The sequence below is a fragment of the Clostridium sp. genome (assembly GCF_036569345.1).
Taxonomy (GTDB): Bacteria; Bacillota; Clostridia; order Clostridiales; family Clostridiaceae; genus Clostridium_AD.
The window spans coordinates 1-17541 of record NZ_DATCQT010000169.1 but is presented as its reverse complement, the minus strand read 5'-3'; the positions used below and the strand labels follow the sequence as shown (position 1 = coordinate 17541).

The following is a 17541-nucleotide window of genomic DNA, read 5'->3' as shown; positions in this document are numbered from 1 at the left end:
ATTCTAGGGAAGTAGCATAATTTAGAATAAAAGAATACCTAAATTATCCATTGTTCGTGTTTCGAAATGGTCTTTTTGTTGTGCAACAAAATCATCAACTGCTTTTTAAAATTTGTGCTTGACTTTAATTAGCTGGTCTCCATATTGTTTTAGACTAAATTACAATCGAATTTTGATATTATCTCATACAATTCCTCGCTATCTTTTGCATCATGCATACTCTTTAAAATATCTTCATTTTGAATTAAAAGCATTAATTGCTGCAACATCATTATCTGACTATGAGGTTCCTTTAGAACCATAACAAATACAACGTTTACATCTACTTGACCATCTCCATCCATATTATTGAATGTTACTGGGTGCTTTAATGTTGCAATTGCTATTGCAGGTTTTATTACATGAATTGCATCAGTATGTGGTATTGCTACATTGTATTTTCCCAGTGTTAATCCCGTAGGAAATTTACTTTCTCTTTTGACTAAGCCATCATAAAAGGAATCCTTTACAAAATTTGATTTTAACAACATTTCAGACAAAGAATAAAAAATATCATCTACTGTATCGGCTTCAAGGTTGTTTATTATTAGGTCTTTATTTAAATATTCATTAATACTCAATGTCATCAGCTTCCTCCCTTTTCATATTATTTTTAATCCATTACCCATTTTTTTTATACTTTCTACATATTTGTAGAAGCAATTGTTGTGCCAAACACTTGTTGAAAATGCAACAATTTATTCTTCTGTAAAAAACATAAGCTGTACTTACACTTTCTATATAACTATATAGAGCAATTGTCGTGCCATAAACCTGTTGAAAATGTTATAGATTTGTTTTCCATAAAAAAAAAGATAAAAGCTTATTTAGCTTTTATCTTAAACAGGTTTCTTAAATATGAATTATTACTCATTTAAAAATATATTAGCAATTTCTTTAACTGAAATGGCCCCATTTATTTTCTCAATTATCTCTGCCTTTGTTAATAAATCAAACAATTTTAAAACTATTTCCTTATCATCTTCCTTAAGCGCAAGCATAATTATTGTATCAGTTTCAGTTTCATTCTCCCAAATAATAAAATGATTAAGTTTAAAAATAGTAAGTGAAGATTTCTCAACATACTCAGGTGACCCATGTGGTATTGCAACATTACCAGGAGCTATTGTGCCTCCCATCATTTCTCTTTTATAAACACTCATTGCAAACCCTTCCTTAACATCACCTTTTTTTTGTAGTAATGAACACATAACATCAATTACGTCACCTTTGGAAAATAGATCATCTCTTATTTGTATATTTTCTTCATTAATTACAGACTTTAAAGGGTTAATTACTTTTATTCCTATTAAATTTTTTAGCATACGACGACCATCTTCTTTCAAAACGCTCTGAAACGAAATGAATGGAATATCGTAAATTTCAGGATTAATAGTTCCTATTATTGCAATTACATTATGATCTTCGTTAATCTTACGAATTTTATTCTGAGCATTATCTCTGTCCATAATACCAATTGGGATTACGGTTATATTTTCATTTGAAATATTCATTATATCTTCAATATACTTTTTTATTTTGAGTGCTGTACCTTCACCAGTTATACATACAGTAATTATGGTCTTAGTGTATTTCTTAACACCTTCCACTTTTCCAACATAGGATTTATCTCCATCAAGGGCATCAGCTATTTCATCTAAATCACTGGTTACAAGCGCTCTTCTTACTGCTTCTAGAACCATTACAGTATCAACTCTACCAATAATTCTTGTAGGGATTCCTGTTTGTTTAGTAATAATTTCACCAAACGTTACAAGGGAGCCCATATCAACTAGAAGCAAACACCCTTTCCCTTCATGCACCTTTTTTACTGTTTCTATAGTTTTTTTAAGTAAGGTTTGAGGGCTCTCGTCAAGTGACATTTCAATTCCAATTGCGAGGTTCGTACCTAATAATTTATTTGCTACATCTGCCATTGCACATGCTACGTGCCCATGACTTAATACAATAACATTCACACGGCTTATATTTTGATCCATTGAAGAAAACGTTTTTATATACATCGCTAAAAAACCAATTTCGTCATCTGGCAAATCTATACCTAAGCTTTTGTTTATCTCTTTAGTCAATATTTTAGCAACTCTGTATTCATTATAATATTCACTTTTAATATAATCTAATTGAGAATTTTTAATTACTTTCCCCTGCTTTAACCTTTCAAAAGTAGAGTTTAAGTGCACTGCCACACAATAATAAAAATTTTCTTTAATATTATCTATGTAACTCTTTGCTATATTAGTTACATTTTCTACGACCTTTAATATCTTTTCATCAATTATATTCTTCAATTCCTCCTTAGGAAAAAATATATTTGACTCAATATTTTTTGCAAATCTATTTAAATCAAATTTCATCTTATTCCATATGATTTTGTTTATTTCATCTTTTTTAAGACCTTGATTTTCAAGTTGATAATATTTTTTTTGTATATTACTATATATTTCATCAGGTAATATATACCTGTCATCTTTTAGTTTATGTGTACTTACATTTCCAGGATTAACAACCAAATCATCATTAAATATATCATCTGACATTGAATTTCTGCTAGCAACGCTTAATACTCCGAGTGGCACATGATCAGGTAAATCCGTTATTTCAATAATAACTACAGTTAAATCATTACTTAAGGAATTTAAAAACCCCTTAGCGCATGCTACTTGTATGTCACTTCTTAATTGGCCAATATTACCTGGGCAATCGTATAGTAACAAGGATCTTATAACATCGAACCTAATAGTAATCTCTTTTCCAACCCTTTCAGCTTCTTGAGAAAAGAAATTATCAATTAATATATATCTTTCATTAATTGGTCTATCATTAATAGATGGAAGATCAATTATCATAGGTATCCTTCTTCTAAATGTTAATAACAGAGCTGATTCTGGATCCTCTGTCGTTGCTGCAGTTATCATAACGTTAGCAATTCTGGTATTTTCAGATTCTCCAAGTCTCCTATACTGTCCTTTATCCAATAAATGAAATAAAATTTCTTGTCCTTCACTAGGAAGTCTATGAACCTCATCTAAAAACAATATGCCATCATTAGCCTTCTCAACTATGCCAATCTTATCAGCACTCGCACCAGTAAATGCACCCTTTACATATCCAAATAGTTGAGATAGAAGTAATTGTGGATTCTCTGCATAATCTGCACAATTGAAGACTATGAAAGGAGCATTATTTTTAAAATTCGAAGAATTTACCGCAAACTTATACATAGCCTCTGCAAAAAAACTTTTACCTACTCCTGAAGGACCAAGTATCAGAGTATGAAGTCCATGAGGAGGATATAAAATTGCTGCCTCTGCTTGCCTTATTTGGTTTCTTAATGATCCATGGTATCCTATAATTTCTCTTAGGTTATTCTTTTCATTATTAGGGCTATTTTTATGCAGCTTCTTTTTATTTTTTAATTTATTAAAACTTACATTTTCAATATTACCTACATTATTTTTAGTTACATTTTCAACAACATCTTTAGTTGTTTTATATTCAGTTACATTTTCAACAATATTCTTAGTAACATTTTCAACAACTCTTTTCCTTATTTGAGTAACAGAATATCTTGAAATGTCATATCCAATTTCAGATAACCTTTTACATAACATATTGTCTGAAATTAAATTATTATCAGTAATAATTTTATTAATGTCATTATGTAAAATTTCTTCTCTTCTTTTATGAGAATTAGGTAATTTCTTTTCTTTTCTAAATTGAGTTATATATGCTCTTGTGGTATTTACTTTTTTTGCAATATCATCGTCTGTTAATGGTATCTTCTTATCTTCATTGTCAATGAGTTCAAGTATTATATCCTCAATCATAATTTAAACCTCCTATTGTCCGCTTCATCATATTAAATTAATTGTATTCCATTTCTGCTATCATTTCAATGACGTTTCGTTTTTATAACTTAAAATTTATTTATTACAATAGTGAACCAAACAAACTTTACCTTAAGTAATAACTTAAAAGGCAAAACTCAAATGAAGAAGAATACTCCTCTCCTTCACTTAAGTTTTGCCTTTTTAATATATTATATTATCTTACCACAACTGAAACCCCATCTGGTATTACTGTTATTGTTGCATCTTTACCCTTTATCTCAAAAGCTTTTTTAAGTGCTTCTTCAAATGTAAATGCATGTTTCATATGCATTTTCTTTATCATTTCAGGGTCACACAAATCTGAAACAAGAATTACAGTAAACTTATCAAGTATACGTGCAAGAATCTGGAATTCCCATTGATCGGGTGCAGTTTCATTTCTTCCTACTTTAATTACTTTGTCAAGAACTTCACGTGGGCTACTTGCATTTGCAATATTGTCATAAAAGGATTGACCACCATGTCCATCATTACAAGCGGACACCATGATAATAACTCCTCCATCTTTGCAAGTTGCTTCAGCTGCTGTCATACCTTTTACTGACTGATATAAATTTTGGTCTAGAGGGTAGCCTCCATTAGTTGATATAGCAATATCTGCTTTAACAGCTTTTACAGATGCAAGTTCCATTACAAATTTACATCCTTTAACATGTGCAAGTTCACTATCTCCCGCAAATGCATTAATAATATTTTTCTCGCTGTCAATAACAACATTTAGTATGAAGACAAGTTTTGCTTGCTTTGCAGCATATAACATATCTATATGGATTGGGTTATTTTCAATAACTCCAGAGCGAGCAAACTCACTTGCTATAAATTCGGAGCAATGATTTGCCATCACTGTCTTTGCAGATGCCACTCCAGGAAGGACACTCTTACGTCCTCCAGAAAATCCTGCGAAGAAATGTGGTTCTATAAATCCTTCTGATATTAATAACTCTGCTTCCATCGCTATCTTATTAAGCAATAATTCTCCACCAGATGGAAGAGTTCCAACATGTACAACAGTACTATAATCTGTTGATACATGAATTACAATTTTCTCATTATCTACAATTTCCTGTCCAAATTTATTAATCATTTCTTCTTGTGTTGTTGGTCTATGAAAACCAGTCGCAATTAATATTGTTATATCAATATTAGGATTCACATTTCTTATTCTTTTAAGAAGAATTGGCATTGTTATTTTACTTGGTACAGGTCTTGTGTGATCACTTGTTATTATTACTAAATTTTTCTTACCTTTAACTAACTCTTCTAATTTTACACTTCCAATAGGATTATCAAGTGCCTTATTAACAATTTCCTGCTGAGTACTTTCTACTTTGAAAGTATGAGCTTTTGATTCTAATATTGCCACCAAATTTTTGTCGGGTAATTCAATTTCCAAAAACCTTTTTGAATATGGTATTTTGACTTTTGTCATTTATATTCCTCCCTACATTGTAAAGAATCTTGCTCCAAAATACGTAATTAGTCCTAAAATCACTACATATCCTAAGCAGAATTTCAAAGTTGCCTTTAATATCTTACCTTCTGCTCCTACAAGTCCTGTAGCCGCTGTGGCAACTGCAATACTTTGAGGAGAAATCATTTTACCAGCAGTGGCACCGCCAGTATTAGCAGCTGCTAACCAATAAGGACTCATATGCAAATTTCTTGCAACTTCAACTTGAAGTGGTCCAAATAATACGTTTGCTGAAGTATCACTACCAGTTACGAAGGTACCTAGAGCACCTATAATTGGAGCAAATAATGGATAAAATCCCCCTGTTGCTGCGACAAGTACCACCGCAATAGATGTTATCATTCCACTATGACTCATTACCTTTGCAAGAGATACAATGGCAACTATTGTAATTGCTGTTTTACTCATTTGCTTACAAGTATCAGCAAATACTTTTAATATTTCGCGAACCTTAGCTCCCTGAATAAGTCCTCCTATAAAGGTTGCTATAAATATAAGTGTTCCTGGATTTACAATCCAAGCAAAGGAACTAGCAGTTGCACCTGGACCATTATATATTTTAAAAGAAGATTTTATAGCTGATAATGGTTTATTTATTGCTGGAACTAAAGAACTTGTTATTAATATTAAAGTTAAAATTAAAATAAATGGAATCCATGCTATAAATGCTTGTTTTATAGATATAATAACTTTATCTGTAGCTGCAGTTTTTTTATAAAATACTTTAGCTATTGTAACTGTTACAATAATACATACTATCGAACCTATTAATGCCGGAAGTTCAGCACCCATAGTTTTTGCTACTAAAAGTTCTGGTAGTGCAAATGATAGGCCTGAGGCAATACAAATTAGTACAACTCCCTTTATCGCCTTTACGCTTTTACCAGTTAACATTACAAGTACTAATGGTAATATTACAATTAATACAAATAATTGAAGTCCAACTGCATAACTTAAAATAACCGGATCAATTCCTGCAACCTTTGCGAGTGTCGTTACAGGTAAACCTATTGCTCCAAACGCTGTTGGTGTTGTATTTGCAATAAGACATATTATTGCTGCAAATATAGGATCAAAGCCAAGTGCAGCTAAAATACTGGCAGGTATTGCAACTGCTGTACCAAATCCTGCAATTGCTTCAAGAAATCCACCAAAACCCCAAGCAACAATTAAAACTAATATTCTTCTATCAGTTGTAATCCCCGTCATCATATCCTTTATTACATCCATACTTTTTGTATGAATAGAAAGGTTGTAGGTAAACACTGCTGCTATTATTACAGCAATTATTGGCCAGATTGCCATTAATGCACCTTCAAGTGTTGCTGTAAGAGCCTGACTAATTGGCATTTTCCACACTAGAACTGCAAGTATTATTGTAATTACGAGTGTAATTGAACATGTTTTATGCCCTGGCATTTTTAAAACACCTAATGAAACCATGAGCCATACAATAGGGATGAGTGCTATGAAAAATAACAAATAAATATTCATCTTTTATTCTCTCCTTTACTTAGTAAAATTAGAAATATCTTTAACTAACTTTCCACCTAGTTCAACTATTTCTCCTGTTGGAATTACAATTTCCATACCCATAATATATCTTCCAGTAACTCCGTATTTAACTGCCTTACCGCCTCCAGTATTTTCAGCTATGTTTCCGCTTATATAACATGTTTCCAGGCTCATTGGATATCCAGCATAGAATAATCCATGCTCTGCAAGTGGTGGATTTATTTCATGTGAACGTTAATTACGTTTAAGCAATAAGACACTTGAAATGTAATCTAAACCTTTACATGAACTGGATATTCAACCCCTTTTATTAAAATAAAGAAATAAAAAGTCCATAAATAATCTTACAGATATGTTTAAACTGTTAAATATGTGGTATGACCAATGGTGGTCATACCATCTTATAAACACATTTTATCACACTTTTTTGAATATTTATATAATTGATATTTAATTAACATACATTATTTTTATCATTTCCCATTGTTATCATATTAACACGTTATATTTTTTTCAAAATTTCTTACTTTATTATTAATTTCTTGTATTGTGTTAATTATATATCAATCTAACTAATTCTTTTATATAAAACAAAAGCGTTAGTTAGATAATGTAAATCTTATCTAACTAACGCTTATTATATATTGAATTATTTGAAGTTACCTTACCACAACTGAAACCCCATCTGGTATTACTGATATTGTTGCATCATGTCCCTTAATTTCAAAAGCCCTTTTAAGCGCTTCTTCAAATGTAAATGCATGTTGCATATGCATTTTTTTTATCATTTCAGGATCACACATATCTGTAACAAAAATCACAGTAAACTTATCGAGTATACGTGCAAGAATCTGAAATTCCCATTGATCTGGTGCTGTCTCATTTCTTCCTACTTTAATTACTCTATCGAGAACCTCACGTGGGCTACTTGCATTCGCAATATTGTCATAGAATGACTGACCACCATGTCCATCATTACAAGCGGACACCATGATTATAACTCCGCCATCCTTGCAAGTTGCTTCAGCGGCCGTCATACCTTTTACAGATTGATATATATTTTGATCTAGTGGATATCCCCCATTAGTTGAAATGGCTATATCCGCTTTAACTGCTTTCACAGATGCAAGCTCCATCACAAATTTGCACCCCTGCTCATGTGCAAGTACACTATCTCCTGCAAATGCATTTATAACATTTTTCTCACTGTCAATAACAACATTTAGTATGAAAGCTAGCTTAGCTTGCTTCGCAGCATATAACATATCTCTATGAATTGGATTATTTTCAATAACTCCAGAGCGTGCATACTCACTTGCTATAAATTCAGAGCAATGATTTGCCATAACTGTCTTTGCTGATGCCACTCCAGGAAGGACACTTTTACGTCCTCCAGAAAATCCTGCAAAGAAATGTGGTTCTATAAATCCTTCTGAAATTAAAAGCTCAGCTTCCATTGCTATCTTATTAAGCAATAGTTCTCCACCTGAGGGAAGCGTACCTACTCGTACCATACTATCATAATCCTCTGATACATGATTTATTATAACTTCATTATCTACAATTTCCTGACCAAATTTATTGATCATTTCTTCCCTTGTAGTTGGTCTATGGAACCCAGTGGCAATTAATATTGTTATATCGATTTCTGGATTCACCTTTCTGATTCTAGAAAGTAATATTGGTAGTGTTACTTTACTTGGTACCGGTCTTGTATGATCACTAGTTATTAAAACTAAGTTTTTTTTACCTTTAACTAGTTCTTCTAATTTTGCACTTCCAATAGGATTGTCTAATGCATTATTTACAATTTCCTGCTGAGTATTTTCTACTTTGTACGCATGAGCTTTTGATTCGAGTATTGCAACCAAATTTTTATCTGGTATTTCAATTTCCAAAAACCGTTTGGAATATGGAATTTTTATTTTTGTCATAACTATTCCCTCCTACATTGTAAAGAATCTTGCTCCGAAGTACGTAATTAATCCTAATATCACTACATACGCAAGGCAGAATTTAAGTGTCGCCTTTAATATCTTACCTTCAGCTCCTACAAGTCCAGTTGCTGCTGTTGCAACTGCAATACTTTGAGGTGAAATCATTTTACCTGCTGTGGCTCCGCCAGTATTAGCTGCTGCTAACCAATAGGGACTCATATGAAGATTTCTTGCAACTTCAACTTGAAGCGGTCCAAACAATACATTAGCGGATGTATCACTACCTGTTACAAAAGTTCCTAATGCACCTATTATTGGAGCAATTAATGGATAATAGCTTCCTGTTACTGCAACTACTACTACCGCAATAGATGTTATCATTCCACTATAACTCATTACCTTTGCAAGTGCTACTATTGCAACTATTGTAATCGCCGTTTTACTCATTTGCTTGCAAGTATTAGTAAATACTTTTACTATTTCGCTAGACTTAGCTCCTTGTACAAGCCCGCCTATAAATGCAGCAATAATTATAAGAGTACCAGGATTTGCAATCCATGTAAAAGTACTAAGTTTTGCATGTGGACCAGTAAATATTTGAACAGAAGTCTTAATAGCTGATAATGGTTTATTAATTGCTGGAACTAGAGAACTTGTAATTAATATAAAAGCTAGAATTAAAATATATGGTACACAAGCAATTATACCTTGTTTTACTGATACATTAACTTTATCTTTAGCTGCAGTTTTTTTATAAAATACTTTAGCTATTGTAACTGTTACAATAATACATACTATTGATCCAATTAATGCTGGAAGTTCAGCACCTAAATATTTTGCTATAAGAAGCTCTGGTATTGCAAAAGCTAAGCCTGACGCAATACAAATAAACACAACTCCCTTTATTGCCTTTATGCTTTTACCTGTTAGCATTACGAGTATTAATGGTAAAATTACTATTAATACAAATAATTGAAGGCCAACTGCATAACTTAAGGTTACCGGATCAATTGACGCAACCTTTGCAAGTGTGGTTACTGGTAACCCTATTGCTCCAAAAGCTGTTGGTGTTGTATTTGCAATAAGACATATTATCGCTGCAAATATTGGATCAAATCCAAGTGCAGCTAGTATACTTGCAGGTATTGCTACTGCTGTACCAAATCCTGCAATTGCTTCAAGAAATCCACCGAAACCCCAAGCAACAATTAAAACTAAAATTCTCCTATCAGTTGTTATCCCTGTCATCATATCCTTTATTACGTCCATACTTTTTGTATGAATAGAAAGATTGTAGGTAAACACCGCTGCTATTATTACAACAATTATTGGCCATATTGCCATTGCTGCACCTTCAAGCGTTGCTGTAAGAGCTTGGCTAATGGGCATTTTCCAAATTAGGATTGCAAGTACTATCGTAATTACAAGGGTAATTGAACAAGTTTTGTGTCCTGGCATTTTTAAAACACCTAATGATACCATGAGCCATACAATAGGGATAAGGGCTATGAAAAATAATAAATATTCGTTCATATTTTATTCTCTCCTTTACTTCGTAATATTAGTCCATTTGAAATCGAATACAAAAAAGATTATATATCGCCAACATCTTTAAAAGACATTGGCGATGTAGTATTTTTATTGACAGACCTTACCTGGATTCAGTATACTTTTAGGATCAAATGCTAATTTTATATTTTTCATTAGTTCTACATATACAGGGCCGTACTGTTCTAACATATATGCTTTCTTAGCAAATCCAATTCCATGTTCTCCTGATACTAAACCTTTGAGCTCCCTTGATTTGCTATACATTGCTTCAAACACGTCCGCAATCTTTATGTCCCATGCTTCATCTGTTAGCTCATCCTTTAACACATATACATGTAAATTACCATCTCCTGCATGGCCAAAACTTCTTATTCTTATATCAAATTCCTTTTGTAAGTCATTTGTATATTTAATAAATTCAGCAACTTTATTTCTAGGAACAACAACGTCACATTCATCCATATAAGTTGTTGTTGCTTTAACAGCTTCAAGGAAAGCTCCTCTTGCAGACCAAACAGCCTCTTTTCTCTCATCTGTATCAGTTATAAATACATCAAGAGCACCTTGTTCAAGGCAAATGTTAGCTACACCTTCATATGCTTTTTCTATTTCTTCTATAGTATTACCATCAAAAGTTAATAAAAGGTATGCATCTGATGAATTATCCGGGAATTTTTTCCCTAGGAATTCTTCAGCGGCAAGAATAACTTCTCTTTGCATAAATTCTATAGCAGTTGGTGCTGCCTTTGATTTAACTATTAGTGGGACTGTATTTATTGCTATATCTAGATTTGGAAAAGGTATTAAAAGTGATACAGCTTTCTTTGGTAATGGTAAAAGTCTTAATATTATTTTTGTGATTATTCCAAGCGTTCCTTCAGACCCACAAATTAAGTCTTTTATGCTATATCCAGTAGAATTTTTAACTACTTTTCCTCCAACTTCAAGTATTTCTCCACTTGGAAGTACTACTTCAAGTCCTCTTATATAATCTCTAGTAACTCCGTACTTTACAGCTCTCATTCCACCTGCATTTGTATTTATATTACCAGCAATTGTTGCAGATTTTTCACCTGGATCTGGTGGATAAAATAAATCATGTTCTTCCACGAATTTACTTATCTCCATTAAAAGTACTCCCGGTTCAAGAGTTAACATTAGATTTTCTTCATCAATTTCAATTATCTTATTCATTTTGCACATATTTATCATAATCCCACCGTAAATTGGAACTGATGCTCCAACTAGTCCTGTTCCTGAACCTCTTGCAACAACTGGAATTAAATTTTTACTTGCGTATTTCATAATCTTTGATACTTCATCAGTTGTAAGAACTTCAACTAATACTTCTGGCATTTTGCTTATTCCACCCATTTCATCATGACTGAAATCATCGTTTATTGCTTCTCCTGTAAAAACCCTATCTTTATCTAATATTGACACTAAAAATTCTATATCCTTAGCATCAAGCTTTTTATAATCCATAAGATTACCTCCTCGATTATCTATCTAGTGAACTTAGTTTGTATAACACTATCTTCCTTATTTCTTTATCTGTGCCGTTTAATTTTAATCTTCGCTACTGTAATATTAACGTACACAATACTCCGCTCCTGAATTTTTAATATTTTCGATTAATTGAGGAACTATTTCATATATGTCTCCTACTATTCCATAATGAGCTACATTGAATATAGAAGCATTTGCATCTTTATTTACTGCAAATATACGTTCTGAACTGTTCATTCCTGCAGTAAATTGAACTGCCCCAGAAATTCCAAGAGCTATTATTAATTTAGGTTTAACTGTTCTACCAGAAAGACCAATTTGTTTTTTAGCATCAATCCAACCTGCTTCAATTGTTGGTCTTGTACCAGCAATTTGAGCATCTAGAAGATCTGCAAGTTCTTGAATCATAGCCAAATCTTTTTCAGATTTCAATGCTCTTCCAACTGCAATGATTACTTCTGCATCTGAAATGTTTTCTTCAATCTCTTTTTGTGTAACTTTTAAAACTTCAATGTTTGATTTAAGTTTTGCTATATCCATTTCACAAATCGTAATTTTACCTTGTGGAGCACATAGTTTTTCAGGAGCATTCATAACTTTATATCTTACTGTCGACATCTGTGGTCTATTATTTGGGCAAATGATTTGTGCCATAATGTTACCGCCAAAAGCAGGTCTTATCTGTACAAGGTCTGTATTTTCTTTCATTTTAAGTATTGTACAATCAGCTGTGAGTCCTGTTCTAAATCTTGCTGCAACTCTAGGAGCAAGTGATCTACCAATAGTTGTAGCACCAACAAGTAAAGAAGATGGTTTTACTTTATTTACAAAATCTTCAAATGCTGCTGTATAAGGTTCTATTCTAAAATCCTTTAATTCTTCATAATCATAAACAAAAACTTCATCTACTCCATAGTTAAGTAATTCTTTTGCCTTTTCCTTTATATCGTGCCCAATGAACACACAATACACAGGGAAATTAACAACTGCAGCAAGTTCTCTTGCTTTTCCTATTAATTCAAGTGTTACAGGATGTATTACCCCTTCAACATGGTCAACATATACTCCTATACCCTTCCATAAACTCTTATCAACTTGTATTCCCTTTGTTTCAATAAATTCCATTACTCCGGTCGGACCTTTTTTAACGCAAATCTTACACATTTTACAACCTGCATTAATTTCAATTTTTCCATCATTGTATTCTATAGCACCAAAAGGGCAAACCTTTATTAATTCTTGGACATTTGAATCGTTTACTTTCTCTTGGTTACAAATTAATTTACTCATTAGAATTCCACCCTTCTTTATACAAATTTTAATTCTTTAAGTTTTGAAGCCATTTTTAAACTAAGCTCTGCACCAGTGCCTGTCCATGTTTCACGATCATTATTTACATCTGGTGGGAATATTCTCTCAACCTGAGTTGGTGAACCATTAAGTCCATATTTTTTTTCATCTTTATCTTCAAAATCATTTAATGATATCATTTTTATCTCTCTATCTTTTGTAGCTATTTTTTTTCTATAAGATGGAAGTCTTGGTTGATATATATCTTTATCTACAGTTAGAAGACATGGAAATTGAATTTCGGCTACTTCTATAGTATCTGCCATATCCATTTCTACAACAATTGATTTTTCTTTTATTTCTATTATCTTTAAAACGTTTGCAATGTGGGGAATAGCTAAGTATTCAGCCATTTCTGGTCCGACTTGAGCAGTGTCACCGTCAGTAGTCTGCTTTCCACATAATATAAGATCAAATTCACCCATTTTTCTTACACCTTGAGATATAGTATAAGATGTAGCAAGAACATCCGCACCAGCAAACTTTCTATCAGAAATTAATGCTCCTTCATCTGCACCCATCATAAATGCTTCTCGAATAACATCCTTTGCCTGAGGTGGTCCCATAGTTATAACTTTAATTAATCCACCTTGTTGTTCTTTGATTTTAAGTGCTGTTTCCAATGCGAACAAATCAAAAGGATTCATTTTTGAATCTACGCCGTCTCTTTTTAAAACTCCTGTAACTGGATCCACTTCAACATTTGAAGTTCCTGGAACTTGTTTTATACAAACTAATATTTCCATATATTCTCCTCCTACATTTTGAGATAAAATTCGATAAATTATTATTGGTAAGATGGTCTGACCACTTTCTAAATTCATAATACCATACTATTTTGAATATTGCTACTGTTGTTAAGTAGTTAACAATCTTTTTTTTAATTCCATATAAAGAATAATAAGGAGACAGTAATATTTTATATTACTGTCTCCTTATTATTTACATAAAATCCTATATTTTTAAATTATTTCATTTCGATTTTATACTTATTTGCAAAATCTAAATGTACCCTCATTGCTTGCCTTGCATCTGCAGAACTGCGCTTTTCAATGGATAGATATATTTCTTTATGTTGAAAAAGGAGTATTTCCCTATTTCCTTCGTGTTCTAATATTAATTTTCTTGCATCCTTAATGAAATGATCTACAAGAGTTGATACTGTTGAAAGAATATTAAATATTAAAACATTACCTGAGCACTCTGCAATCTTATAATGAAACTCCTTGTCAATCTGAGCAGTAAGATTTTCATCCTGACAATTCAGAAATCTTTGAGTAATATCATTTAAATCCATTAGTTGTTCGCTACTTATTCTCTTCGCAGCAAGACCTGAAGCCTCCACCTCTAGAATCTTTCTAAGCTCCCATATCGCTTCTGGGTCTCGTCCCTCTAACATAAACATAATAGATAAAGGTTCAAATAAATTATCTTTAAAACTTGATTTTATATAACTACCCTCTCCAGATCTGCACTCAATAAGCCCAATAACTTCTAATGCCCTAAGTGCTTCACGAATAGAAGCTCTACTTACCTCTAATTGCTGTACTAGATTTCTCTCCGATGGAAGTTTATCTCCCTTTTTAAGGGTACCTTTATCAATCATATCTTTTATTTGCTCAATTACCTGTTCATAAACTTTAGTGTTCTTTATAGGAGTAAACATTTTTATCTTGCCTGAATGTTGCTCCACATTCATTAATGTACTATTTTCAATTTTATCCATGGTATGTTTCCTCCTTGTAATGTTTGAACTCTATCCTTTATATACATTATATACACACTTACATAATAATTACAATTTCATAATGCATTAAATTAGATCATAGCAAAGGTTATTTATATATAAACGTTTTCTTGTATGAAGTTTATATATAAAATTAGTTTTTTTACAATTCCAAGTAAAAGTTTATTTTAAAAAAACCGACAAGATTTATAAAATCTTATCGGTTAATCATATTCTGTGAATCTGTTAATCATCTTTTATAAAGCTGTTAAATCATCTTTTTTAAAGCTGTTAATCATACTCTGCAAATCTATTTTACAGCTTAAATTTGTTAACCATACCATTCAGCTTCTCTGCGAGTATTGATTGGCTTTGAGATGCTTTTGTTATTTCTCCTATTGCCATAGTAGATTCATTAACACTTGCAAGTATTTCCTCAGAACTTGCAACCGATTCCTCTGCTGTAGAGGATACACTTTCAATTGCTTTTTTAATTTCTGATACAGTTCCATTAACTATATCCATTGAAGCCCCAATATCAGAGGAAATTTTATTAAAAACTACAGCATCCTCATTATATTGTTTACTTATGTCTAGAAGTAAGGCATAATCTGGTTTAACTTTATTATCCATAAAACTCAATACATCTTTAGCGTTGATTGAAAGATTTTGGAATGCTTTTTCAACTTTCTCAGTTACTTCTTGAATCCTTTGAACTGCCATTTCTGACTCTTCAGCTAATTTTCTAACTTCATCAGCAACCACTGCAAAGCCCTTGCCCTGTTCTCCTGCTCTTGCTGCTTCAATTGCTGCATTAAGTGCAAGAAGATTTGTCTGACTTGCTATATCCCCTATTTCATCAGCCATTATCTTAACTTCACTTACAACCTTGCCTTCTTCAATTGCCTTTAATATTTTTTCTTGCTTCTCCATATATATTTTATCTGTAACACTAAGGTTATCTTCAGCACCTTTTCTAATTTGAATTGTTTTTACTTCTATATCACTTGCAAGATTTTTCCCGTTATTCGCTCTTAAAGTCACATCAGCCACATTTTCCGCAATATTTTCTGTTGTTGCATTTATTTCCTGCGTTGTGGCACTTAACTGTTCTGTGCCAATGGATACTTGTCTCACTGATTCATTAACAATATCCATTTGTGCTGCTATTTCCTCTGTTGTAGCAGACAGTTCTTCGCTAGTAGAACTAATATCTGTTGCACTTTCTGATATTTCACTGATTAAGGTTTTTATGTTTATTATTGCTTTATTTAAAGCTTTTGCTAAAATTCCAATTTCACTCTTGTTGTCAATATCAACAACTTTTGATAAATCATTTTCTGAAAGTGCTTCAGCAATGAGTACAACCTTTTTTATCTCCTTTGAAATTGAAATTGCAATTAATAAACCTAAGGCAATAGCTACCAATAATCCTATAATAGTTACTAGTGTACTTTCCTTCGAGGCACTATTAAATGATGTTTGGCTATTATCATAATCCACTTTAGCCATATCCATAGTTAATTTTCTCTCTTTTTCTAGAACTGTAAACATATCCAATCTGATTTTAGTAAGACCTGAAGCAAGTCCACTTGCTTTTCTAAAGTCCCCCCATTCTGCTTGTTTAATTAAAATATCTCTGGCTGTAGTATATTCAGTATTTAATTTTTCAAATTCTGCAAATTGTTGCCTATCTAAATCAGTTGTAATAGTTGTTTTGTATTCTACAATAAATTTATTATTAAGGGCCATAAGACCTGTTATGCTGTCTTTATTTTTTTGCAAATCACCTTTGTTTATAGGATCAAGAATTAACAATAAATCTCCTCTTATTTCTGATAAATTTGATTTGAGATTAGCAATATCATTTACACCAACCAAATCTATATTATAAATATTTTTAAGATTTGTATCAATATTATTAATATTAATCATCCCAATAAACCCAACAATCCCTATAAACAATGCAACTAGGACAAATGCAGAGACTAGTTTCTGAATCATTTTTAAGTTATTAAACCATTTCATTAATCTTCACTCCCCAAATAAAATATTACTTTTCATCTTTTGTACCATATTAATATTTACAATTATACTTTTACTAACTTAACAATATATTCGTTTGTTTTTAATTTAACTTTAAGGAAATTTAACATTTTAAAAAAATTTGTTTAATTTCTTAAAAAATAGTCTAATTTTTACACTTTTTGTTAAAAAAATAACTATATTGTAATACTATTTTGATTATTGTATACTAAATCTAAATATGGTATAACTCTGAAAAATATAATTAAAAGCAATAGTGTAACTGACTACTAACATTATTATATCTAATAAAAATTAAATAAATATAATATTCAAATGAAATTATGTCATTTTAATCTAAACTAGTAGTATAGTCAGAAAACAATAATTAACAATTGCCACGTTTTAGGAAAGAAAGTGATTATTTCTATAAAAAGTTACATTCAAATTAATTATAGGCATGACAAAAAGGCTTTTTTACACTCTATTTTAAAAAAGCCGTAGGCT

General features: G+C 31.7%; 12 protein-coding genes. All 12 read right to left on the bottom strand.

Annotated elements, in window-relative coordinates; translation table 11 throughout:
• Window positions 1–149 precede the first annotated feature (149 nt).
• The 12 genes from VIM70_RS16990 to VIM70_RS16935 all read right to left on the bottom strand — a co-directional run bounded on the left by VIM70_RS16990 (window position 150) and on the right by VIM70_RS16935 (window position 17037).
• Window positions 150–626: a PTS sugar transporter subunit IIA gene (locus tag VIM70_RS16990; protein ID WP_331946967.1), complete on the bottom strand. Its 477-nt coding sequence runs from the start codon at window positions 624–626 to the stop codon at window positions 150–152.
• 279 nt (window positions 627–905) lie between these two features.
• Complete coding sequence (locus VIM70_RS16985) at window positions 906–3887, bottom strand: sigma 54-interacting transcriptional regulator (protein WP_331946966.1); 2982 nt, start codon at window positions 3885–3887, stop codon at window positions 906–908.
• A 217-nt stretch (window positions 3888–4104) separates the two neighbouring features.
• Window positions 4105–5379 (bottom strand): nickel-dependent lactate racemase, encoded by a 1275-nt coding sequence (gene larA, locus VIM70_RS16980; protein ID WP_331946965.1) that lies wholly within the window; start codon window positions 5377–5379, stop codon window positions 4105–4107.
• A gap of 12 nt (window positions 5380–5391) precedes the next feature.
• Entirely contained in the window at window positions 5392–6915 is a 1524-nt protein-coding gene (locus VIM70_RS16975) for an L-lactate permease (protein ID WP_331946964.1), read from the bottom strand.
• A gap of 15 nt (window positions 6916–6930) precedes the next feature.
• A complete protein-coding gene (locus VIM70_RS16970) occupies window positions 6931–7158 on the bottom strand; it encodes an FAD-binding oxidoreductase (RefSeq protein WP_331946969.1) in 228 nt (75 codons plus the stop codon).
• 437 nt (window positions 7159–7595) lie between these two features.
• Window positions 7596–8870 (bottom strand): nickel-dependent lactate racemase, encoded by a 1275-nt coding sequence (gene larA / locus VIM70_RS16965; RefSeq protein WP_331946963.1) that lies wholly within the window; start codon window positions 8868–8870, stop codon window positions 7596–7598.
• Between the two features lie 12 nt (window positions 8871–8882).
• Window positions 8883–10406, bottom strand: coding sequence for an L-lactate permease (locus tag VIM70_RS16960; protein ID WP_331946962.1), 1524 nt, complete (start codon window positions 10404–10406; stop codon window positions 8883–8885).
• Between the two features lie 105 nt (window positions 10407–10511).
• Window positions 10512–11909, bottom strand: a complete 1398-nt coding sequence (locus tag VIM70_RS16955; protein ID WP_331946961.1) for an FAD-binding oxidoreductase — start codon at window positions 11907–11909, stop codon at window positions 10512–10514.
• Window positions 11910–12014: 105 nt separating this feature from the next.
• On the bottom strand, window positions 12015–13223 hold the full coding sequence (locus tag VIM70_RS16950; protein WP_331946960.1) for an electron transfer flavoprotein subunit alpha: 1209 nt from the start codon (window positions 13221–13223) through the stop codon (window positions 12015–12017).
• 17 nt (window positions 13224–13240) lie between these two features.
• On the bottom strand, window positions 13241–14029 hold the full coding sequence (locus VIM70_RS16945; protein ID WP_331946959.1) for an electron transfer flavoprotein subunit beta/FixA family protein: 789 nt from the start codon (window positions 14027–14029) through the stop codon (window positions 13241–13243).
• A 221-nt stretch (window positions 14030–14250) separates the two neighbouring features.
• Window positions 14251–14949 (bottom strand): FadR/GntR family transcriptional regulator, encoded by a 699-nt coding sequence (locus VIM70_RS16940; RefSeq protein WP_331946968.1) that lies wholly within the window; start codon window positions 14947–14949, stop codon window positions 14251–14253.
• A gap of 375 nt (window positions 14950–15324) precedes the next feature.
• Entirely contained in the window at window positions 15325–17037 is a 1713-nt protein-coding gene (locus VIM70_RS16935) for a methyl-accepting chemotaxis protein (protein ID WP_331946958.1), read from the bottom strand.
• Window positions 17038–17541 lie beyond the last annotated feature (504 nt).

Coding starts and splice junctions, on each gene's coding strand:
- larA (WP_331946965.1), bottom strand. CDS start 5,379: ATGACAAAAGTCAAAATACCATATTCAAAAAGGTTTTTGGAAATTGAA.
- VIM70_RS16940 (WP_331946968.1), bottom strand. CDS start 14,949: ATGTTTACTCCTATAAAGAACACTAAAGTTTATGAACAGGTAATTGAG.
- VIM70_RS16955 (WP_331946961.1), bottom strand. CDS start 11,909: ATGGATTATAAAAAGCTTGATGCTAAGGATATAGAATTTTTAGTGTCA.
- VIM70_RS16950 (WP_331946960.1), bottom strand. CDS start 13,223: ATGAGTAAATTAATTTGTAACCAAGAGAAAGTAAACGATTCAAATGTC.
- larA (WP_331946963.1), bottom strand. CDS start 8,870: ATGACAAAAATAAAAATTCCATATTCCAAACGGTTTTTGGAAATTGAA.
- VIM70_RS16975 (WP_331946964.1), bottom strand. CDS start 6,915: ATGAATATTTATTTGTTATTTTTCATAGCACTCATCCCTATTGTATGG.
- VIM70_RS16935 (WP_331946958.1), bottom strand. CDS start 17,037: ATGAAATGGTTTAATAACTTAAAAATGATTCAGAAACTAGTCTCTGCA.
- VIM70_RS16990 (WP_331946967.1), bottom strand. CDS start 626: ATGACATTGAGTATTAATGAATATTTAAATAAAGACCTAATAATAAAC.
- VIM70_RS16945 (WP_331946959.1), bottom strand. CDS start 14,029: ATGGAAATATTAGTTTGTATAAAACAAGTTCCAGGAACTTCAAATGTT.
- VIM70_RS16960 (WP_331946962.1), bottom strand. CDS start 10,406: ATGAACGAATATTTATTATTTTTCATAGCCCTTATCCCTATTGTATGG.
- VIM70_RS16985 (WP_331946966.1), bottom strand. CDS start 3,887: ATGATTGAGGATATAATACTTGAACTCATTGACAATGAAGATAAGAAG.